Source organism: Mycobacterium parascrofulaceum ATCC BAA-614, assembly GCF_000164135.1.
Taxonomy (GTDB): domain Bacteria; phylum Actinomycetota; class Actinomycetes; order Mycobacteriales; family Mycobacteriaceae; genus Mycobacterium; species Mycobacterium parascrofulaceum.
The window spans coordinates 1,777,530-1,797,270 of the sequence record NZ_GG770553.1; the positions used below are offsets into that span (position 1 = coordinate 1,777,530).

General features: G+C 70.7%; 17 protein-coding genes and 1 pseudogene. 8 read left to right on the forward strand and 10 right to left on the reverse strand.

Annotated features, from left to right (window positions below):
* Positions 1-852 (reverse strand): annotated as a pseudogene (locus HMPREF0591_RS33015) (cation-translocating P-type ATPase); the annotation flags it as partial.
* A gap of 161 nt (positions 853-1,013) precedes the next feature.
* On the opposite strand from HMPREF0591_RS33015, the gene phoU reads away from it, so the two are divergent.
* Genes phoU through mgtA form a run of 3 tightly spaced genes read left to right on the forward strand, consistent with a single transcriptional unit; the run spans position 1,014 to position 5,340 of the window.
* Positions 1,014-1,679: a phosphate signaling complex protein PhoU gene (gene phoU, locus HMPREF0591_RS08335; protein WP_007168038.1), complete on the forward strand. Its 666-nt coding sequence runs from the start codon at positions 1,014-1,016 to the stop codon at positions 1,677-1,679.
* Positions 1,680-1,714: 35 nt separating this feature from the next.
* A complete protein-coding gene (locus HMPREF0591_RS08340; protein WP_007168039.1) occupies positions 1,715-2,713 on the forward strand; it encodes a magnesium transporter CorA family protein in 999 nt (332 codons plus the stop codon).
* Positions 2,710-5,340 carry a magnesium-translocating P-type ATPase gene (gene mgtA, locus HMPREF0591_RS08345; protein ID WP_007168040.1) on the forward strand — a complete coding sequence of 877 codons (2,631 nt, stop codon included), beginning with the start codon at positions 2,710-2,712 and terminating at the stop codon, positions 5,338-5,340. The genes HMPREF0591_RS08340 and mgtA overlap by 4 nt, the downstream gene beginning before the upstream one ends.
* A gap of 299 nt (positions 5,341-5,639) precedes the next feature.
* Here the strand turns inward: mgtA and HMPREF0591_RS08355 are convergent, their stop codons facing one another.
* A complete protein-coding gene (locus tag HMPREF0591_RS08355; RefSeq protein ID WP_040621427.1) occupies positions 5,640-5,984 on the reverse strand; it encodes a DUF732 domain-containing protein in 345 nt (114 codons plus the stop codon).
* Positions 5,985-6,145: 161 nt separating this feature from the next.
* On the opposite strand from HMPREF0591_RS08355, the gene HMPREF0591_RS08360 reads away from it, so the two are divergent.
* On the forward strand, positions 6,146-7,063 hold the full coding sequence (locus tag HMPREF0591_RS08360) for a CE1 family esterase (RefSeq protein ID WP_007168043.1): 918 nt from the start codon (positions 6,146-6,148) through the stop codon (positions 7,061-7,063).
* A 24-nt stretch (positions 7,064-7,087) separates the two neighbouring features.
* Here the strand turns inward: HMPREF0591_RS08360 and nei2 are convergent, their stop codons facing one another.
* The 3 genes from nei2 to HMPREF0591_RS08375 are packed head-to-tail and all read right to left on the reverse strand — an operon-like array spanning position 7,088 to position 13,150.
* Positions 7,088-7,843 carry an endonuclease VIII Nei2 gene (nei2, locus tag HMPREF0591_RS08365; RefSeq protein ID WP_007168044.1) on the reverse strand — a complete coding sequence of 252 codons (756 nt, stop codon included), beginning with the start codon at positions 7,841-7,843 and terminating at the stop codon, positions 7,088-7,090.
* Between the two features lie 13 nt (positions 7,844-7,856).
* Positions 7,857-12,440 (reverse strand): ATP-dependent helicase, encoded by a 4,584-nt coding sequence (locus HMPREF0591_RS08370; protein ID WP_007168045.1) that lies wholly within the window; start codon positions 12,438-12,440, stop codon positions 7,857-7,859.
* A gap of 38 nt (positions 12,441-12,478) precedes the next feature.
* On the reverse strand, positions 12,479-13,150 hold the full coding sequence (locus HMPREF0591_RS08375) for a TetR/AcrR family transcriptional regulator (RefSeq protein WP_040621429.1): 672 nt from the start codon (positions 13,148-13,150) through the stop codon (positions 12,479-12,481).
* Positions 13,151-13,496: 346 nt separating this feature from the next.
* On the opposite strand from HMPREF0591_RS08375, the gene HMPREF0591_RS08380 reads away from it, so the two are divergent.
* Both HMPREF0591_RS08380 and usfY read left to right on the forward strand, forming a co-directional pair.
* Positions 13,497-13,880: a hypothetical protein gene (locus HMPREF0591_RS08380; RefSeq protein ID WP_007168047.1), complete on the forward strand. Its 384-nt coding sequence runs from the start codon at positions 13,497-13,499 to the stop codon at positions 13,878-13,880.
* Between the two features lie 92 nt (positions 13,881-13,972).
* Entirely contained in the window at positions 13,973-14,284 is a 312-nt protein-coding gene (gene usfY, locus HMPREF0591_RS08385; RefSeq protein WP_007168048.1) for a protein UsfY, read from the forward strand.
* A gap of 135 nt (positions 14,285-14,419) precedes the next feature.
* Here usfY and HMPREF0591_RS33405 read toward each other — a convergent pair whose 3' ends face one another.
* Positions 14,420-14,569: a hypothetical protein gene (locus HMPREF0591_RS33405; RefSeq protein ID WP_007168049.1), complete on the reverse strand. Its 150-nt coding sequence runs from the start codon at positions 14,567-14,569 to the stop codon at positions 14,420-14,422.
* Between the two features lie 107 nt (positions 14,570-14,676).
* Between HMPREF0591_RS33405 and HMPREF0591_RS08390 the strand changes: the two genes are divergently transcribed.
* Positions 14,677-15,114, forward strand: coding sequence for an ATP-binding protein (locus tag HMPREF0591_RS08390; protein ID WP_007168050.1), 438 nt, complete (start codon positions 14,677-14,679; stop codon positions 15,112-15,114).
* Positions 15,111-15,899 carry an RNA polymerase sigma factor SigF gene (locus HMPREF0591_RS08395; protein ID WP_007168051.1) on the forward strand — a complete coding sequence of 263 codons (789 nt, stop codon included), beginning with the start codon at positions 15,111-15,113 and terminating at the stop codon, positions 15,897-15,899. The genes HMPREF0591_RS08390 and HMPREF0591_RS08395 overlap by 4 nt, the downstream gene beginning before the upstream one ends.
* On the opposite strand, the gene HMPREF0591_RS08400 is transcribed toward HMPREF0591_RS08395, so the two are convergent.
* The 4 genes from HMPREF0591_RS08400 to HMPREF0591_RS08415 all read right to left on the reverse strand — a co-directional run bounded on the left by HMPREF0591_RS08400 (position 15,870) and on the right by HMPREF0591_RS08415 (position 19,705).
* Positions 15,870-16,298, reverse strand: coding sequence for an STAS domain-containing protein (locus HMPREF0591_RS08400; protein ID WP_007168052.1), 429 nt, complete (start codon positions 16,296-16,298; stop codon positions 15,870-15,872). The genes HMPREF0591_RS08395 and HMPREF0591_RS08400 overlap by 30 nt on opposite strands.
* Positions 16,299-16,471: 173 nt before the next feature.
* Positions 16,472-18,268, reverse strand: a complete 1,797-nt coding sequence (locus HMPREF0591_RS08405; RefSeq protein ID WP_040621430.1) for an acetyl/propionyl/methylcrotonyl-CoA carboxylase subunit alpha — start codon at positions 18,266-18,268, stop codon at positions 16,472-16,474.
* A gap of 127 nt (positions 18,269-18,395) precedes the next feature.
* Entirely contained in the window at positions 18,396-18,815 is a 420-nt protein-coding gene (locus tag HMPREF0591_RS08410) for a SufE family protein (RefSeq protein WP_007168054.1), read from the reverse strand.
* Entirely contained in the window at positions 18,812-19,705 is an 894-nt protein-coding gene (locus tag HMPREF0591_RS08415; RefSeq protein ID WP_007168055.1) for a sulfurtransferase, read from the reverse strand. Before HMPREF0591_RS08415 ends, HMPREF0591_RS08410 begins: the two co-directional genes overlap by 4 nt.
* Positions 19,706-19,741 lie beyond the last annotated feature (36 nt).

A 19,741-nucleotide genomic window follows, 5' to 3' on the forward strand; every position in this document is an offset into this window, starting at 1 on the left:
GGTCGCATCGTCGGGCGCGGGTCCGGCGGCCCAGCCGGGTTCGTGCCGGTTCCACGCCAACCTGCCGTTCCACGCCTCGGCCGCCAGCATGGTGCGGGTGGCGGCCTCGGCGGCCGCCGCCGTCGGCGAGAGGGTCAGCGCGGCGGTGGCCGCGTTCACGATGCCGAACAACACGTCGGTGCCCTCGGGGCCGAGGCGGCGCTCCAGTTCCCGGCGCACCCGCGGCAGGTGGTCGGCCACCGTCGGCGGCACGGCCACCAGGTCGGGCAGCCGGGGCAGCCGCAGCAGGCTCCCGGTCAGCGAAAGTCCAAAGCCCACAGAGGCTGCCGTGGCCGCGACCACCCGGCCCATCAGCAGCGCGTCGTCGCCCGGCAGGCTGGCCGGCAGGTGCCGGTGCGCGCCGCCCCGGTCCCGCCGCTCGGCGCCGGCGACGACGCGGCAGAGCTCGGCCACCGAGGGCCCGTCGTCTTCCACGGTCACCACCACCCGCGCCAGCACGCGGTTCAGGTGGGCCTGCCGCACGCCGGGCATCGCGCGGACCCCGGCGAGCGCGTCGGTGGCGATCGCCGGGCCGTGTTCGCCCTCCAGCCCGCGTACCTCGATCCAGCGCCGCGCGCCGTTACTGCTGGTGCGCCGGGCCGGTGGGCCGCCCGCCGCCTCCAGCACCGCACCCGCCGCGGCGCGGGTCAGCGCCGGAACATCCGGCGTGGCCCGCGCCAGCGACCTGCCCATGCTCACCGCGACGTGGCCGCCCAGCAGGGCGGTGCCGGCGGCGATCTCGGTGCCCACGACGGCGACGCGCAGGGGCGCCGTCAGCAGGCCCAAGCCGGGCAGGCCGCGTCGTGTGCTCACCGTGTTCTCCCGGCTCAGCTCGATGCCCGAGTGTCCTGGGCTCCGCAAGCGTTACAGCGGCAGCTTAACGGCCGGTGACGCGCACGGGAAAAGTCATTCAGGCCCTTTTCGTGGGGCTTTCGTCCCTTGTGAAAAACGGTCGCATTGGCCACCGTTGCGCTATGCGATCCGCTTACCACCATCAGCTGGACGAGTTGAGCGTCCAGCTCGGCGAGATGTGCGGCATGGCCACCGAGGCGATGAGGCGCGCCACCGACGCCCTGTTGGAGGCCGACCTCGACGCCGCCGAACAGGTCATCCGCGAGCACGACCGTCTGGTGGCGATGCGGGGGCGGGCGGAACGGGAGGCGTTCGATCTGCTGGCGCTGCAACAACCGGTGGCCGGCGAGCTGCGGGTGGTGTTCAGCACGGTCCAGCTCATCGCCGACATCGAACGGATGGGCGCACTGGCCGTGCACGTCGCCAAGATCGCCCGCCGCGAGCACCCGGACCGGGTGCTGCCCGATAAGGTCCGCGCGAGTTTCGCCGACATGGCCAGGGTGGCAATTGCCTTGGGCGACAGCGCAAGACAGGTGCTGATCTCCCGCGACCCGCAGCAGGCCGCCCGGCTTCGCGAACAAGACGACGCGATGGACGAGCTCTACCGGCGGTTGTTCAGCGTGCTGCTGGACGAGGGCTGGACGGACGACATCCCCGCCGCCGTGGACGCGGCGTTGCTGGGCCGCTTCTACGAGCGCTTCGCCGACCATGCCGTGGAAGTCGGCCGCCGCGTCATCTTCATCGTCAGCGGCGACCTGCCCGCGCCCGACGAGATCACCACCTACTGACGGGCGTTGGCAGCGCCGGCTGAGAGGATGGCCTCGTGCAGGTCGCGCCCAACATTCACGGTCGCCTGTGGCGCCACGGTAAACCGCAGGACGACTTCGTGTTCGGCGAGGTCTCCGAGTACTTGCGCGAGCCCGACGCCCTGGTTTGGGTGGATTTGTGCGAGCCGGACCACGACGCGTTGTGCGGCCTGGCCGCCGAACTCGGCCTCAACACCTGGGCCGTCGAAGACGCCGTGGCCGCCGCCGAGCGGGTCAAGGCCACCGCGTACGACACCCACACGTTCTTCACCGTGTACGCCGTCCACGTCGAGGCCGAGGCCGGCGACGAACCGCGCCGACTGCTGTCGATGCAGCGGATCTCGGCCTTCGTCCTGCCCCGCGGGTTGATCACGGTGCGCCTGACGCCGGATTTCGACATCGCGCAGCTCACGCGGCGCTGGGAGGAGATCGGGGCCCAGCAGTACGGGGTGGGCGCCCTGGTGCACGGGTTGCTCGACGTCGTGGTGGACAGCCACTTCGCCGCGGTGGAGGCGCTGGACGACTGCGTCGAGGCCATCGAGGACGAGCTCTTCGACGGCACGCCGCGCCAGGCGAGCTTCCAGCGCAGGACATTTCAGATGAGGCGAGACCTGGTGGCGCTGCGGCGGGTGGCGTTGCCGATGCGGGAGGTCGTGAACTCGATCCAGCACCACCGGCGCGAGGTCGGCACCGCACCGGAGCTCGACCCGCTCTACGCCGACCTGTACGACCATGTGCTGCGCGTGTCGGAGTGGACGGAGTCGTTGCGCGACATGGTCACAACGATTTTCGAGACCAACCTGTCGCTGCAGGACGCCCGGCTCAACACGATCATGAAGAAGCTCACCGGATGGGCGGCCATCATCGCGGTCCCCACCGCCATCACGGGCTTCTACGGCCAGAACGTCCCCTACCCGGGCTTCGGCCACCTGGCCGGGTTCATCGCCAGCACCAGCCTGATATTCGTCCTGATGGTCGTCATCTACGCGATGTTCAAGCGGCGCGACTGGCTATGACCACCGAAACGCGGCCGGACCCGGCGGCCACGACCACGAAGCGGGTCGCCGCCGCTTCCGTCGACGAGGTGCTGCGCTGGCTGGACAGCTCGGCCGCCGGGTTGTCGGCCGCGGAGGCCGCGGCCCGGCTGGCGCGCTACGGGCCCAACGCCGTGCGGACCCATCGCGTCAATGTCCTTGCGGTGCTGGGCCGCCAGCTGCGCAACGCCGTGCTCATCCTGCTGGCCGGCACCGCGGTCGTCTCGTACTTTTTGGGCGACAGCATGCAGGCGGTCATCATTTTCATCATCCTGGCGGCCAGCATCGGCCTGGGCTTCGTCAACGAGTACCGCGCCGAACGGGCGGCCGCCGACCTGCATGCCAGCGTGCACCACAACGCCGTGGTGCGCCGCGACGGGAAGTTCGTCTCGCTCGCCGTCACCGCGCTGGTGCCGGGCGACGTGATCCGCCTGTCGCTGGGCGAGGCGGTGCCGGCCGACGTCCGGCTGATCGCCGTCAACGGCCTGGAATGCAACGAGAGCATCCTGACCGGGGAATCGACCGGAGCGGAGAAGGCGCCGGAACCCGTGCCACCGGGGACCGACGTGGCCGACGCGACCGACCTGGCCTTCATGGGCACCATCGTCAGCGCCGGCGAGGGCACCGGGGTGGTGTACGCCACCGGAAAGGAAGCCGAATTCGGCCGAATCGCAGCGGGTTTGGACGAACGCCAGCCCGAAACCGGCTTCCAGGTCGGGTTGCGTCGGTTCTCCTACCTGCTGCTGCAGGTCGCCATCGCGTTGATGGTGATCATCTTGGTCAGCAACCTGCTGCTGGCGAAGCCGATCATCGACTCGGTGCTGTTCTCGCTGGCGATCGCGGTCGGCATCACACCGCAGTTGCTGCCCGCCGTCGTCAGCACGGGGCTGGCCACCGGATCACGCCAGCTGGCCAAGGCCAAGGTGTTGGTGAAGCGGTTGGTGTGCATCGAAGACCTCGGCGACATCGACATTCTGATCACCGACAAGACCGGGACCCTGACCGAAGGCCGGATCCGCCTGGTGGACACGGTCGACCCCGCCGGTGCGCACAGCGACGCCGTCCGCCGCCTCGGGCTGCTGGCCACCGACGTGGACCCGGAAACCGGTGGTGCGAGCGCCAATTCGCTCGACGCCGCGCTCTGGGAGTCCGCGCCGGCGGGCGAACCGGCGGCCGGTGCCGTGCGCAGGGTCGCGATGCTGCCGTTCGATCACGAACGCCGGGCGACCTCGGCACTGGTCGACGACGACGGAAACCGCGTGCTGGTGGTCAAAGGCGCGCCCGAACAGGTGCTGGCCGGGTGCCGGAACGTCGCGCCGGAGACCGACGAGGTCCTTGCGGCGCTGTTCGCGCAGGGACGCCGGGTGGTGGCCGTGGCCGCCAGGCCGGCGCCGGGGCTGACGGCGCTCACCAGGGCGGACGAATGCGACCTGTCGCTCGCGGGGTTCCTGGTGTTCGCCGACGAACCGAAATCCGCCGCGCGGCAATCGCTGGCCGAACTGGCCGAGCTGGGCATCGAGCTGAAGATCGCCACCGGCGACAACCCCCAGGTCGCCGAAAAGGTCTGCGCAGAACTGGGTTTGGCGTCCAAGGGCACCATCACCGGCGCCGGGCTCGACGGGCTGGGCGACGACGCCTTCGCCGGGGTCGCGCAGAGCCACACCATTTTCGCGCGCATCTCCCCGGAGCAGAAGGCGCGGCTGATCAGCGCGCTGCGGCGCACGGGTCGGTCGGTCGGCTTCCTGGGCGACGGTGTCAACGACGCGCTCGCCCTGCACGCCGCGGACGTGGGGATCTCGGTCGACAGTGCCACCGACGTGGCCAAGGACGCGGCCGACGTGGTGCTGCTGGAAAAGGACCTCGGGGTGCTGGCCACCGGGGTGGCCGAGGGCCGGCGCATCTTCGCCAACACCATCAAGTACGTCCTGATGGGCACGTCGAGCAACTTCGGCAACATGTTCAGCGCCGCGGCCGCGTCGGCGCTGTTGCCGTTCCTGCCGATGCTGCCCAGCCAGATCCTGCTGAACAACCTGCTCTACGACTCCTCGCAGCTGGCGATCCCCACCGACCGGGTCGACGCGGCGCAACTGCAGGCGCCCTCGCATTGGGACGTCGCGTTCATCCGCCGGTTCATGCTGATCTTCGGTCCGATCAGTTCGCTGTTCGACTTCTTGACGTTCGGCTTGATGCTGGGCGTGCTGCACGCCGGGGCCGTCGAATTCCGCACCGGGTGGTTCGTGGAGTCGCTGGCGACGCAGACGCTGATCATCTTCGTCATTCGCACCCGGATGGTCCCGTTCTTCCGCAGCCGGCCCAGCGCGTTGCTGGCCGTCACCAGTCTGACCGTGGTCGCCGTCGGTGCCGGGCTGACGATTTCGCCGCTGGCCCGCACGTTGGGCTTCACGCCGCTGCCGTGGCAGTTCTTCGCCGTGCTCGGCGCCTTCGTCGCGTGCTACCTGGTTCTGGTCGAGCTGGGCAAGCTGCTCTTCTACAGCGAGCCGATGCGCCCCGTCGGGCGGCCGCACCGCACCCGCGGAAGCGCGTATCGCATCCGGCGACGCGCGGCGCGCTACCACTACATCGAGCGGCGGATGCGCAAGCGGGCTTGAGCCTTAGTTTGCGACCTCGATGGCCGGCAGATCCGAAAGGCCTTGCTGGATTCCCCGGTCGACCTTGTCCATCAGCGTCGCGCCGTCCGCCGGAGACGTCTCCTGGCAGCTGCAGCTCAGGGTGTTGAAGGGGCTTGGGTCGGCGTTGGCCGATGCTGCCGTCCAACAAGCAGCGCCGAACGTGAGTGCAACGCCGACCAAAAGTTTAGGAGACATTTGGCCTTCGAGTTCTCGCGGTTGGTTCGGGGTTCATTTTACCGGCGCGCTTGTCACGGGCCTGTCAACTGGCTGTTACGTTTTCAGCCCTGGCCGCTGTACTTGGGGCAATACGCCCGGATGCTGACGCCGACGAAGTAGCCGGCGTGGTAGCCGTCGAGGTGGCTGTTGGTCATGACGTCGTTCGCCACCTGTTGTGGTGCGATCCCCGAATCGAGTTGCGCGCACACCAGGTGACCCGACCGGATGGCGGTCTCCGGCGATTCGTAGTTGATGCCCTTGGCCGTCAGCGCCGCGAGAAAGGCGTCATCGGTGGCGGTGGCGCGGGCGGCCGGGGTCGTCCCCAGCACACCGAGCAACCCAGCCGCCGGCACAACACCGACAGCCAACAGCAACAGGCTGGGGTTGCGAATCTGGGTCCTCGTCATTTCTGATACTCCCGTGACATCGAAGTGCCGTTGCTCGCTGACAGCGGGGGCTGCCCGAATATTTGCACGCTGCGACGTCGCTCGGTGCAGGATCAATGATATTGCGATCATCGCCACACCCGGGTTTGCTCCGGCGCCGGCCCCGTCGGTGCGCTGACGGAATGCCGTACGTGCGTTGGTTGTCGCTGGCCCTTGTGGTGGCGTGCTTGGTCGGTTGTGGTGTGAGGCATGTGTCGGCGGCCAGCGCTCGGGATGCTTCCGGAACGTTTCGTTCCGGCGGCATTGACCGAACTTACCTGCTGCACGTGCCGCCGGGTAGCCCGGTCGGCCTGGTGCTGAGCCTGCACGGCGGCGGCGGCACCGGGAACGCGCAGCGTGGGCTGACCGGTTTCGACACCGTCGCCGACGCCCACGACCTGCTGGTCGTCTATCCCGACGGCTACGACAAGAGCTGGGCCGACGGGCGGGGGGCGTCGCCCGCGGACCGCAGGCACATCGACGATGTCGGCTTCCTGGTGGGGCTGGTGGGCAAGTTGCAGGACGACTACGGCATCGCCCCGGGACACGTCTTCGTCACCGGCATGTCCAACGGGGGCTTCATGTCCAACCGGCTGGCGTGTGACCGCGCCGACGTGTTCGCCGCGGTCGCGCCCGTGGCGGGGACCTTGGGTGTGGGCGTGGGCTGCAACCCGTCGCGGCCGGTCTCGGTCTGGGAGGCCCATGGCACGGCCGACCCGCTGGTGCCGTTCAACGGCGGGGACGTGCGCGGGCGGGGCGGGGTCAGCCACGCCATCTCCGCCAACAGCATGGTGGACAGGTGGCGTTCGGCCGACGGCTGCCGGGGCGACCCGGCGGTCGATGCGCTGCCCAACGTCGGCGACGGCACGGTCGTGCACCGCTTCGACTCCACGGCGTGCGCGTCGTCCACCGAGGTGACCTTCTACCGGATCGACAGTGGTGGCCACACGTGGCCGGGCGGCAGGCAGTACCTGCCCAAGGCGATCATCGGGCCCACAACCCGCGCGCTCGACGGGTCGGAGGCGATCGCCCAGTTCTTCCTGGCGCACGCCCGGGGCTAGACGGTATAGGCGGCCAGGCGCGCGTCAGCGCTGGCAGGGCGGGCACCAGTAGGTGACCCGGTCCCCGGAGCCGTCGTAGTCGATGCGGGTGCCGCAGCGGCGGCAGCGCTGCCCGGCCCGCCCGTAGACCCACAGCTGACGCCCCGTCCGGGTGTCGCCGGTGGTGCAGCGGTTCCACCGGAACCGGTTCAGCCACAGCATGTCGCGGGCGCGGGAGACCAGCCGATGCGGGTCGCCCACCGCGCTGACCGGCGCGGTGGGCAGGCGCCCGCTGACGAAACACAGCTCGTTGGCGTAGACGTTGCCGATCCCGGCCAGCACCCGCTGGTCCAGCAGCGTCTCGGCGAGCGGCCGGTCCGGGTGCGCGGCCAGGTTGGCGGCGGCCAGGCCGGCGTCCCAGTCCTCGCCGAGCAGATCGGGCCCCAGGTGCGCGACCGCTTCCGCGTCGCGGTCGCGCTCCAGGATCTCCAGGACGCCAAGGTCCACGCCGACGGCGCGCACGCCGCCGGCTTCCAGGACGATGCGCGCGCGGTGGTCGACCCGGACCGGCCGCTCGCCCACCCGCCAGCTGCCGTCCATCTTCAGATGCGAGTGGATGCTCGCCGGGCCTACCCGGATGAACAGGTGCTTGCCGCGGCTGAGCACCTCGTCGACCGCTTCGCCGGTGAGGTCGACGGTCGCGTACCGCGGGACGCGGACGTCGCAGCGCGTCAGGGTGCGACCCACCAGGTGCTGGCGCAGCAGGGCCGCGGTGTGCCAGACGGTGTCTCCCTCGGGCATGCCTACCGCAGCCTCACCGCAGCCGCAGCCCGCGCGGTGTGCGGGCGAACCCCGCTTCGGCCAGCGCCTCGGCCACCGGGTTGGGTCCCCCGGGCCGGGGCTGCAGCGCAGGCACCCCGTCGATGCGCTCGACCAGGATCGACGCCACCCGCCGGGAGCCCACCAGGTCGGCCAGCGCCGCGGCCGCCGCGCCATGGGCGGCGGGGTCGTCGGTGAAGGTGAGCAGGGACCGTCCGCCGCGTTCGAGGAACCAGGCCAGGTGGCCGTCCACCAGCACGACGAGCGCGCCGGCCTTGCGGCCCGGCCGCGCGCCCTCGGCGCTCGAGGCGGGCCACGGCAGCGCGGCGCCGTAGGGGTTGGCCGGGTCGGCGGCGGCGAGCACGACGGCCCGGTAGTCCGGTCGTTCGGGGTCGATCCCGTCTCCGTAGCTGCGCAGCCGGTCGACGGTCGACGCGACGGCGAACTGCGCGCCGCCCAGCGACTCGACGAAGTAGCCGCGCTGGCACCGGCCGGCTTCCTCGAAGGTGCTCAACACCTTGTAAAGCGTGGCGAACCCGCCGGTGACGCCCTCGGTGGCCACCGCCCCCCGGGTCAGCACGCCGTGCCGGCCCAACAGCAGCTCGGCCTGATAGTGGGCGCGCATCGTGGAATCGGTCTCGGCGGCCGGCAGGGCCGACCATCGCCCCGCCACCGTCGGGTCGGCGGGACGGGTCTGCGCGTGCGCGACGCTGTAGCGGCTCAGCCGCGGGGGCCGGTGCGACCGGTGCGCCGGGACCGAGCGTCTGCGACCGCCCCCGCCGCCGAGCACGGCGCGCACCGGGGCGAACGTGTCACCGGTGACCCAGCCGGCCCAGATCAGTTCCCACAGCGCGGTTTTCAGTTCCGCATCGGGGATTCCGCTCTGGGCGAGCTGGCGGAAGAAGTAGGCGCCCCCGCCGCCCAGCGTGTCCAGGATCGCCCGGTGGGCGTCGGTGAAGTCGATCTCGGCGGGCTCGGCGAGGGTCAACGGCGCGGATTCGCCGACGTGCAGCGCGACCCACCCGTCGCTGGCCGAGATCGTCCCGGCGCCTTGCCAGGTGACCTCACCGCTGGCCAGCAGCTCGTCGAGCATGGCGGGGGAGTAGTCGCGCACTCGGGGTCCCAGCACCAGCGGTTCGATCGCCGAGGCGGGCAGCCGGACGCCGGCCAGCTGATCGACCACCGACATCAGCCCGTCCAGCCCCGAATGGTTCGGCGAACTCGAGCCGGCCACCTGGTGCCAGGCCGGCAGGAAGCGGCCGTACGCGGCGGTGCTCACCGGCTCGACCTGTGCCCGCAGCGCGGCGAGCGACCGCCGCCGCAGCACGCGCAACACGTCGGCGTCGCACCACTGTTCGCTCCCGGCCGCACCGGGGACCTCGGTGGCGGCGACGAAGTCGCCGCGCACCAGCCGGCCTTGCGAACTGGTTGGGTCGGCCAGCCGGCCCAGCACGTCGGCGGTGACCCGCAGCCCGAGCCCGAACCGGGCGGCGGCCTCGGCGGTGGTGAACGGGGTGTGGGTGCGGGCGTAGCGGCCCAGCAGCTCGCCCAGGGGGTCGGCCACCGCCTCGGTGAAGGCGGCGGGCACGCCCAGCGGGACCGGCGCGCCGACCCCGTCGCGCAGCCGGCCGATGTCCTCGATGGCCACCCACCAGCTGCGGCCGGCGAACGAGACGGGCAGGGCCCGCCGCGCCGCGTGCAGGCCCTCGAGCCAGCCGCCCACCTCCGCGCCGCCGGACCGGGCGGCGATCTCGCCCTCGGTCATCGGACCCAGCAGTCGCAGCAGGTCCGCGACGCCTTCGGCGTCGCGCGCGGCCCGGTCCTCCGCCAGGTGCTGCAGCTGGCGGCCGGTCGCGGCGATGACGTCCGGGTCGAGCAGCTCGCGCAGCTCGACCCGGCCCAGCAGCTCGGCCAGCAGCGTGCTGTCCAGCGACAGCGCCGCGGCCCGGCGCTCGGCCAGCGGGGTGTCGCCCTCGTACATGAACGCGCCGACGTAGCCGAACAGCAGCGACGCCGCGAACGGTGAGGGGCGGTCGGTCGCGACCTCGGCGACCCGCACCTTGCGCTGCGCGATGCCGGCCATCAGCGCCGCCAGGGCGGGGACGTCGTACACGTCCTGCAGGCATTCGCGGACGGTCTCCAGCACCACCGGGAAGTCGGGGTATTTGCGGGCCACGTCCAGCAGTTGGGCGGCCCGCTGACGCTGGTGCCATAGCGGCGATCGCTTGCCCGGGTGCCGGCGGGGCAGCAGCAGCGCCCGGGCCGCGCATTCCCGGAACCGCGACGCGAACAGCGCCGAACCGCCGACCTCGGCGGTGACGATGGGGTCGATCTCGTCGGCCTCGAAGACGAAAAGATCGGCGCCGGGCGGGGTCTCGCCGTCGTCGTAAAGCATGTCCGGCAGCCGCACCACGATGCCGTCGTCGGAGGCCGTCGGCTTCTCGTCGAGGCCGTAGCGTTCGCGCAGCCGGCGGCCCACCGCCAGCGCGAGCGGTCCGTTCACGCGCAGCCCGTACGGCGAGTGCAGGATCACCCGCCAGTCGCCCAGCTCGTCGCGGAACCGCTCGACCAGCAGGGTGGTGTCGGTGGGCACCACTCCCGCCGCGGCCCGCTGCTCGTCCAGCAGCGCCCACATGTTGTCGGTCGCATAGGCGTCGAAACCCAAAGCGGCGCACCGGGCGTTGAAGTTCTCGCGGGCCAACCCGGCGAGCTCGCCGGTGAGCGCGCCCAGCGCGGCGCCCAGCTCGGCCGGGCGGCCGGCGTCGTCGCCGCGCCAGAACGGCAGCCGGGCCGGCTGGCCGGGCGCCGGGATCACCAGCACCCGGTCGTGGGTGATCTCGGTGATCCGCCAGCTGGTGGCGCCCAGCGAGATGACGTCACCGGGCCGCGACTCGTACACCATCTCCTCGTCCAGTTCGCCGACCCGCGACGGCTTTTCCGACTCGCTGGCGAGGTAGACGGTGAACATGCCGCGATCGGGGATGGCGCCGCCGGAGGTGACGGCCAGCCGTTGCGCGCCGGGCCGGGCGGTCAGCGTCCCGGTGTCGCGGTCGTAGACCAGCCGCGGGCGCAGCTCGGCGAACTCGGTGGACGGGTACTTGCCCGACAACAGGTCGAGGGTGGCCTCGTACACGCTGCGGGGCAGCGTCGCGAAGGGCGCGCTGCGGCGCACCGTGTCGAACCACCGGTCGGCGTCCAGCGGCTCCAGCGCCGCCGCCGCCACCGTCTGCTGCGCCAGGATGTCCAGCGGGTTGGCCGGTACCCGCATCGTTTCGATCTCGCCGGAGAGCATCCGCTGCACGGTCACCGCGCAGCCGATCAGGTCGGTGCGGTGCTTGGGAAACAGCACCCCCCGGGACACCTCGCCGACCTGGTGGCCGGCCCGCCCGATGCGCTGCAGGCCGCTGGCCACCGACGGCGGCGCCTCCACCTGGATGACCAGGTCGACGGCGCCCATGTCGATGCCCAGCTCCAGGCTCGACGTCGCCACCACCGCCTTGAGCAGCCCGCGCTTGAGGTCCTCTTCGACCAGGGCCCGCTGCTCCTTGCTGACCGAGCCGTGGTGCGCGCGCGCCAACAGCGGTTCGGCGCCGTAGGTCTGGCCGCTGCCCATGATGTGCGCGGGCGCCCCACCCGCCACCTCGGGGTTGGTCTCGTCGCGCGGGCCCACCCCCAGGCGCTCGGCGTGGATCTCGTTGAGCCGCGCGGTGAGTCGCTCGGCCAGCCGCCGCGAATTGGCGAACACGATGGTCGAATTGTGCGCTTCGATCAGGTCGACCAGCCGCGCCTCCACGTCGGGCCAGATGCTGTTGTTGGCCAGGTTGGCCATGTCGGGCACCGGCACCTGGACCGACAGCTCGACGGTCTTGGCCGCACGCGGCGCCACTATCCTGGTCCGTCGCGCCGGGCCGGCCCCGGACAGAAACCGGGCCAGCTCCTCGGGCGGGCGTACCGTCGCCGACAGCCCGATGCGCTGCGCGGGCGGCCCCCCGCGCAGCTCTTGCGCCAAATCCTGGAGTCGTTCCAGCGACAGCGCCAGGTGGGCGCCGCGCTTGCCGGCGGCGATGGCGTGGATCTCGTCGACGATCACCGTCTGCACGCCCGCCAGGGTTTCCCGCGCGGCGGAGGTGAGCATCAAGAACAGCGACTCCGGCGTGGTGATCAGCACGTCGGGCGGCCGCGCGATCAGCTGGCGGCGTTCGGTCGGCGGGGTGTCACCGGAGCGGACGCCGACGCTGATGGCGGGCGGCGGCAGGCCGTCCCGCTCGGCGATGCGGGTGAGGCCCGCCAGCGGAGTGCGCAGGTTGCGCTCGACGTCCACCGCGAGCGCCTTGAGCGGGGACACGTAGAGAACGCGGGTGCCGGCCGGCCGGTCGGCCGATCGGGCGAGGGAATCCAGTGCCCACAAGAAGGCCGCGAGCGTCTTGCCGGATCCGGTCGGCGCGACCACCAACGTGTCGTCGCCGTCGGCGATGGCGTCCCAGGCCTGGGCCTGCGCGGTGGTCGGCCCGGCGAACGTGCTGGTGAACCATTCGCGCGTGGTCGCGCTGAACCGGCTCAACGGGTCACGTGTGGTCACCCCACCATGGTGCCAAGGCGCACCGACAACGGCGCGGGTCAGCGCGGCTGGATGCTGGCCGTCGCCATCGCGTGGGACAGTTCCTCGGGTATCTGCGGCACCCGGGCGATGGCGTCGAACAGCGAGTGCGCGCACGCGTCGGCGAGGCGGTCGGCATTGATCGTGGGATCGATGATGCGCTGGCGGCACAGCTCGAAGGTGAACGCCAGCCAGCCGTGGCAGATCACCCGGAGGTCGCGTTCGACGTCCGCCTCCAGCTTGGCCCCCGAGATGTCGGCGACGAGGTCGTGGATCCGGCCCATGATGTGCTCGAGCTGGCGGTTCTTGGCCTCGTCGTCGACGCCCAGCAGGACCGGGTCGGACCGGCCCAGCCCGACGTAGGCGGCCCACGCGGCCTCGGGGTTCTGCTCGTGGTAGGCCATGTACGCCATGACCCCCATCCGGACCTCTTCGTACATGGTCAGGCCGGTGGCGTCGTCCATGTTGGTGGTCTCGTAAAGGCGGTCGGCCTCGTCCTTGACCACCGCGGCGAAGAAGGCCCGCTTGTCGGGGAAGTAGTGATACATCAGCGCACGCGACACCCCGGCGCGCTCGGCGATCTCGTCGATCCGGACCTCGTCGTAGGGTCGCTTTCCGAAGACTTCCGCCCCCAAAGCGAGCAGCTCAGCGCGTCGATCCTCGGGGGACAACCGCCTTCGGCCTGTCGGCATGTGAGAGATAGTACTCATCGGTTCTGAGACACCGACCACATTGTGTCTTTTCGGGCCGCACGCCCCGTGCCAGCGGGAATCGCCGCCACCGTTGACGGGGCCGGCGACGTCCCGGCCGGATCGGGCGGCTACGCGCGCCGGGCCGCGGCGCCCGGGGGTGGCCGGCCCGGCCCGCGCCGGTTTACCGAGTTTGCCGGCGGGTATCCGTGCCGGTGCGGGTGTTCCGCTAGTGCCAGCGCGATTGCGGCGGCCGGTCGTCGGGCCATGAGTCGTCGCGCGGTAACTATTGCGGCGCGGCAAACGATGAATAGGACGTTGGCCACGCGGGGGATGTTGAGGGGCACCGATGCACAAAGCGGAAGAGCGATCGGGCGGTGATCGCTTGGGACAGGAAGATCGCGAAGTGCGCGCCGCCATCCGGTTCGCGGCGACCGCCGCGGCGGCGGCGGTCGGCTTCGTGGTCATGGCCGCGCTGTGGGTGAGCACCTGCCCGGGCGACGGCGTCGATACGGTCGCCTGCGGCGCGCCGCAGCGGACGTTGCTGGCCCTGGGGGGACCGCTGATCCTGCTCGCGGCCGGGCTGTGGGCGTTCCTGCGCACCTATCGGGTGTGGAAGGCGGAGGGCGCCTGGTGGGGATGGCACGGGGCGGGCTGGTTCCTGTTCACCCTGATGGTGCTGACCGGGGCCCTGGGCGTGGCCCCGATCGCCGGCCCGGCGCTGACCCTCTGATCGGCTCTCGCCAAACCCGTCCGGGCGATCTACCGTTGATGTGCAACCCGTATTGAGCTGCGCATGAGTCAAGTTCCGCATGAGGAGCAGCCATGGGAGATACCTTTCATGACCCCGTCGACCATCTGAGGACCACGCGCCCGCTCGCGGGCGAGTCGTTGATCGACGTGCTGCACTGGCCCGGGTATCTGCTGGTGGTTGCTGGTGTCGTCGGCGCGTGCGGAAGCCTGGCGGCATTCGGTAGCGGCCATCACAACGAGGGCATGACCGCGGGCGTGCTGGCGGTCATCGCCGCGGTCCTCGGATTGGTCTGGGTCGGGTTGGAACACTGGCGGATCCGCAGGATCGCGGAGCGCTGGTACGCCGAACATCCGGAGGTCCACCGGCAGTGGCCGGCCAGCTAGCGGGGTTTTCGGGGCGGCCCGCCTAGAGACCCCGCGCGCTATTTGCCGCGAAGCAAACGCGGGGGGTTACCGGCCCCGTCGAGTGGGTATCAGGTGTGCACCATGATGAGTGCCGGAAAGGTTGCGTCTGCGTGGTCACCCCATCATGGGGGCCAGGATCACGAAGACACCGACATAGATGCTTACAACGAGAACCACCAACACGACCAGCGCGATCCCGGCGACGAGCGCCACGCGCCTGAGGCGTCGCGTCCGAACCGCTTCTGTGGTCTCCGGCCCGTCCATGTGGGGGCGAATACCCGGCGGCAACCATGACTAATCGGCTCGAACGTACGGTCCACGGCGGTCTGCAGGGCGGTAGTAGTGTCAGTCAAACATTGCCGGGAGACCAGATGAACGATGCGGGATTGCGCACCACTAGGCGTCAGCGCGGCCGTCGCGCGGTCGAATTGCGCGTCGCGGCGCGGCTGGAGAACCTCGCGATGCTGCGGACGCTGGTCGGTGCGATCGGCACCTTCGAGGACTTGGACTTCGACGCCGTGGCGGACCTGCGGCTCGCGGTCGACGAAGTGTGCACCCGGTTGATCCGCTGCGCCACGCCGGACGCGACCCTGGTCGTGGTGGTGGACCCTCAGGACGACCAGTTGGTGGTGGAGGCGTCCGCGGCGTGCGACACCCACGACGTGGTCGCGCCGGGCAGCTTCAGCTGGCACGTGCTGACGTCGTTGGCCGATGACGTCCAGACCTTCCACGACGGTCGCGAACCCAACCAAACCGGCAGCGTCTTCGGGATCACGCTGACGGCGCGACGGGCGGCCTCCAGCAGGTGACACCACCAGCTGCCGGCGGTTCGGTCTCGCGCCCGAACGAATACGCCGATGTCCCGGACATGTTCCGTGAGTTGGCGACCGTGGGCGCCGGCTCGATGGAGTTTCAGCGTCAACGGGACAAGATCGTCGAGCGTTGCCTGCCCCTGGCCGACCACATCGCCCGCCGGTTCGAGGGCCGTGGCGAACCGCGCGACGACCTCGTCCAGGTGGCGCGGGTCGGACTGGTCAACGCGGTCGTGCGGTTCGACGTGGACGCCGGCTCCGACTTCGTGTCGTTCGCGGTCCCGACGATCATGGGCGAGGTCCGCCGGCACTTCCGCGACAACAGCTGGTCGGTCAAGGTGCCGCGGCGCCTCAAGGAACTGCACCTGCGCCTGGGAACGGCCACCGCGGAACTGTCGCAACGACTCGGACGGGCCCCGACCGCAACCGAACTCGCCGCCGAACTCGGCATGGACCGCGAGGAGGTCGTCGAGGGCCTGGTCGCGGGCAGCTCGTACAACACGCTGTCCATCGACAGCGGCGGCGGCAGCGACGAGGACGAAGCCCGCGCGATCGCCGACACCCTCGGCGACGTGGACACCGGTTTGGACCGCATCGAGGATCAGGAGTCGCTGCGCCCGCTGCTCGAGGCGCTCCCCGAGCGGGAACGAACGGTGTTGGTGCTGAGGTTCTTCGAATCGATGACGCAGACGCAGATCGCCGAACGGGTCGGCATCTCGCAGATGCACGTTTCCCGGTTGCTGGCGAAGTCGCTAACGCGGCTGCGTGACCAGCTGCAATAGCTGCTCTTCGTCGCCGTCGGCCCGCAGCGGCTCCAGCAGCGGCTCGGCCATGGGCGTCGTCACCGGCAGGGTGCCGTCGGGGTCGCAGATGCGCAGCAACCGCGCCACGGCCGGGCTGGGCGCCATCGCCCAGTGCGCCTGGGCGCCGGAGCAGACGACGTTGATGCGATGCAGTGCCGAAAAACCGGCCGTACCAATGAATTTCAGGCCGCGCAGGTCCAGGATCACGCGCCGCGAACGATCGACGACGTGCCGGACGTACGCCGCGAGCTGATCGGCGTTGGCGGCGTCGAGTTCACCGTCCACCGTGATCAGGGTCCCCGACGGGTCCCAGCGCGCGGTGAACTGCGCCGCGCGGCTTTGCTGCCAAGATTGGGCCACAGGCATTACTAACTCCATCCGCCGAGCAGGATGCTGCGGAAGACGTCAGGCGGGGAATGAACGGGAGAGCAGGGAGCTCGTAGCTTCCGCGCCCTTGACGTGATCCGGACGGCTGTGAACTCAACCTGACCCGAACGCTACCCGCGCCGGACCCGGGCGACAACTGTTTCCCAGGAATACCGTCCGAAGGTTTACTTGATCTCCGCGAGCACCGTGCCCTGGGTGATGGCGGCGCCGGCCTCGACCGCCAGGCCGGTGATGACACCGTCCTTGTGCGCAGTGACCGGGTTCTCCATCTTCATCGCCTCGAGGACCACGACCAGGTCGCCGGCGGCGACCTCCTGGCCCTCCTCGACCGCGACCTTGACCACCGTGCCCTGCATCGGGGCGGTCACCGCGTCACCGGAGGCGGCGGCACCCGCGTGCGCGCCGCGCTTGCGTGGCTTGGGCTTCTTGCGGATGACGCCGGCCGGGTCGGCTGCGGCGCCGTTGGACATGGCCAGGTCGCCGGGCAGCGACACTTCGAGCCGGCGCCCGCCGACCTCCACGACCACCGTCTGGCGCGGCCGGGTGTCCTCCTCGTCGAGGGGCTCACCGCCGGTGAACGGCTCGATGGTGTTGTTCCACTCGGTCTCGATCCACCGGGTGTGCACCGAGAAGCCCTCGCCGTCGCCGATGAAGGCGGGATCGGAGACCACGGCGCGGTGGAACGGGATGACGGTGGCCAGCCCCTCCACGTGGAATTCAGAAAGGGCGCGCCGCGAGCGGGCCAGGGCCTCTTCGCGGGTGGCGCCGTACACGATCAGCTTGGCCAGCATCGAGTCGAACTGGCCGCCGATCACCGAACCGGCCTCGACCCCCGAGTCCAGCCGGACGCCCGGGCCGCTGGGAGTGTCGTAGCGGGTGACGGGGCCGGGCGCCGGCAGGAAGCCGCGGCCGGCGTCCTCGCCGTTGATCCGGAACTCGATGGCGTGGCCGCGCGGCGTCGGATCCTCGGTCAGGTCCAGCTTTTCGCCGTTGGCGATCTTGAACTGCTGCAACACCAGGTCGATGCCCGCGGTCTCCTCGGTGACCGGGTGCTCGACCTGCAGGCGGGTGTTGACCTCCAGGAACGAGATCAGGCCGTCCTGCCCCACCAGGTACTCGACGGTCCCCGCGCCGTAGTAGTGCGCCTCCTTGCAGATGCGCTTGGCCGACTCGTGGATCTCCTTGCGCTGCGCGTCGGTCAGGAACGGCGCGGGCGCCTCCTCCACCAGCTTCTGGAAGCGGCGCTGCAGGGAGCAGTCGCGGGTGCCGGCCACGATGACGTTGCCGTGCTGGTCGGCGATCACCTGCGCCTCGACGTGGCGGGGCTTGTCCAGGTAACGCTCGACGAAGCACTCGCCGCGGCCGAAGGCGGCGACGGCCTCGCGCACCGCCGACTCGTACAGGTGCGGGATCTCCTCGATGGTGCGCGCCACCTTCATGCCGCGGCCGCCGCCGCCGAAGGCCGCCTTGATGGCGATCGGCACGCCGTACTCCTCGGCGAAGGCCACCACCTCGTCGGCGTCCTTGACGGGGTCGGGGGTGCCGGGCACCAGGGGGGCCTGGGCGCGCGCGGCGATGTGGCGGGCGGTGACCTTGTCACCGAGGTCGCGGATCGACTGGGGGCTGGGCCCGATCCAGATCAGGCCGGCGTCGATGACCGCCTGCGCGAAATCGGCGTTCTCCGAAAGGAAGCCGTAGCCGGGGTGGACCGCGTTGGCCCCCGACTTGGCCGCCGCGTCGAGAAGCTTGCCGAAGTCCAGGTAGGACTCCGCGGACGTCTGGCCGCCCAGGGCGAACGCCTCGTCGGCGAGGCGCACGTGCGGCGCGTCGGCGTCGGGCTCGGCGTACACCGCCACGCTGGGCAGGCCCGCGTCGCGGGCCGCCCGGATCACCCGGACAGCGATCTCGCCGCGGTTGGCGACAAGCACTTTGGAGATCCTCGAGCTGGCGTGACTAGCCACTGCGCCTCCTGTTTGGCAGATCTGAAGCGGACGTGTTTCCGCCGTGGGCTTCTTTAAGAGAGTTTCTTACAACTCCTGGGAAGTCTAAGCGCCGCGCCGTCGCGCGGATCAGGCGGTGCCGGATTTCTCAGGTCGTCTCGCGTAGGCGCCGCTTGATGCGGGCGAGCATCGCGGACATGCCGCGCAGTCGCAGCGGGCTGATCAGCGCGGCCAAGCCCAGGTCGGTGTAGAAGTCCTCGGGCACCGCGAGGATGTCGGCGGCGGGCTGCTCGTCGAGACCGGCCGCCAGGATCGACGCGAACCCCCGGGTGGTCGGGGCCTCGGCGGGGGCGCTGAAGTGCAACCGCACCCGGTTCGGGTCGCTGGCGTCGACGTGGAGGAAGAGCGGCGTCTGGCACTCGGGCACGGGCTCCATGGCCCGTTCCTCCAACTCCGGTGGCAGCGCCGGGAGGTCGTTGGCGAATTCCAGCAGCAGCGCCAGCTTGTCCTGGCCCTGCACTTCGGCGAAGTCGGACACCACCTCGGCCAACGGGGCGGGCAGGGTCATCGGGGCGGCGCGTCCCCCGGCTCGTCACCGCCGACGATCGGCGTGCGCACGGTGTTGCCCCATTCCGTCCACGATCCGTCGTAGTTGCGCACCCCGGGCTTGCCGAGCAGGTAGGTGAGCACGAACCAGGTGTGGCTGGACCGCTCGCCGATGCGGCAGTACACGACGGTCTTGTCGTCGGGGTTGAGGAAGCCGTAGAGCTCCTCGAGCTCCTCGCGGCTGCGGAATCGCCCGCTCTCGTCGACGGCCATCGCCCACGGGATGGACCGGGCGGTGGGAATGTGGCCGCCGCGCAGCACGCCCTCCTCGGGATAGTCGGGCATGTGCGTGCGCTTGCCGGTGTACTCGTCCGGCGAGCGCACGTCGATCAGCGGCTGGGTGCCCAGGATGTCCAGCACGTCGTCCTTGAAGGCCCGGATGGGTTCGTCGTTGCGCGTGACGACGGGGTAGCCCGTCGACGTCTTGGTCGGGACGTCCAGGGTGGTCTCGCGGCGCTCGGCCAGCCACAGGTCGCGCCCGCCGTTGAGCAGGCGCACGTCGGGGTGGCCGAACAGGGTGAAGACCCACAGCGCGTAGGCCGCCCACCAGTTGCTCTTGTCGCCGTAGATCACCACGGTGTCGTCGCGGGCGATGCCCTTGCGGTCCATCAGTTCGGCGAACTGCTCGCCGTTGATGTAATCGCGCACCCTCGGGTCGTTGAGGTCGGTGTGCCAGTCGATCTTGACCGCGCCGGGGATGTGGCCGACGTCGTAGAGCAGGACGTCCTCGTCGGATTCGACGATCACCAGGCCGGGCGTGCCCAGGTGGGCGGACACCCAGTCGGCGGTGACCAGCCGTTCGGGGTGGGCGTAACCCTGCAGGGTCGGACTCGGATCGGGGGGTAATGCCACGCACCCGAGCCTACCGCCAGGGGCTGGACGCGCGGC

Excerpts from the sequence above, each read along its gene's own strand:
- nei2 (WP_007168044.1), bottom strand. The coding sequence starts at position 7,843 with ATGCCCGAGGGAGACACCGTCTGGCACACCGCGGCCCTGCTGCGCCAG.
- HMPREF0591_RS08360 (WP_007168043.1), top strand. The coding sequence starts at position 6,146 with ATGCCGTACGTGCGTTGGTTGTCGCTGGCCCTTGTGGTGGCGTGCTTG.
- HMPREF0591_RS08390 (WP_007168050.1), top strand. The coding sequence starts at position 14,677 with ATGAACGATGCGGGATTGCGCACCACTAGGCGTCAGCGCGGCCGTCGC.
- HMPREF0591_RS33405 (WP_007168049.1), bottom strand. The coding sequence starts at position 14,569 with ATGGACGGGCCGGAGACCACAGAAGCGGTTCGGACGCGACGCCTCAGG.
- phoU (WP_007168038.1), top strand. The coding sequence starts at position 1,014 with ATGCGATCCGCTTACCACCATCAGCTGGACGAGTTGAGCGTCCAGCTC.
- mgtA (WP_007168040.1), top strand. The coding sequence starts at position 2,710 with ATGACCACCGAAACGCGGCCGGACCCGGCGGCCACGACCACGAAGCGG.
- HMPREF0591_RS08410 (WP_007168054.1), bottom strand. The coding sequence starts at position 18,815 with ATGACCCTGCCCGCCCCGTTGGCCGAGGTGGTGTCCGACTTCGCCGAA.
- HMPREF0591_RS08355 (WP_040621427.1), bottom strand. The coding sequence starts at position 5,984 with ATGACGAGGACCCAGATTCGCAACCCCAGCCTGTTGCTGTTGGCTGTC.
- HMPREF0591_RS08375 (WP_040621429.1), bottom strand. The coding sequence starts at position 13,150 with ATGCCGACAGGCCGAAGGCGGTTGTCCCCCGAGGATCGACGCGCTGAG.
- HMPREF0591_RS08380 (WP_007168047.1), top strand. The coding sequence starts at position 13,497 with ATGCACAAAGCGGAAGAGCGATCGGGCGGTGATCGCTTGGGACAGGAA.
- HMPREF0591_RS08400 (WP_007168052.1), bottom strand. The coding sequence starts at position 16,298 with ATGGAGTTAGTAATGCCTGTGGCCCAATCTTGGCAGCAAAGCCGCGCG.
- usfY (WP_007168048.1), top strand. The coding sequence starts at position 13,973 with ATGGGAGATACCTTTCATGACCCCGTCGACCATCTGAGGACCACGCGC.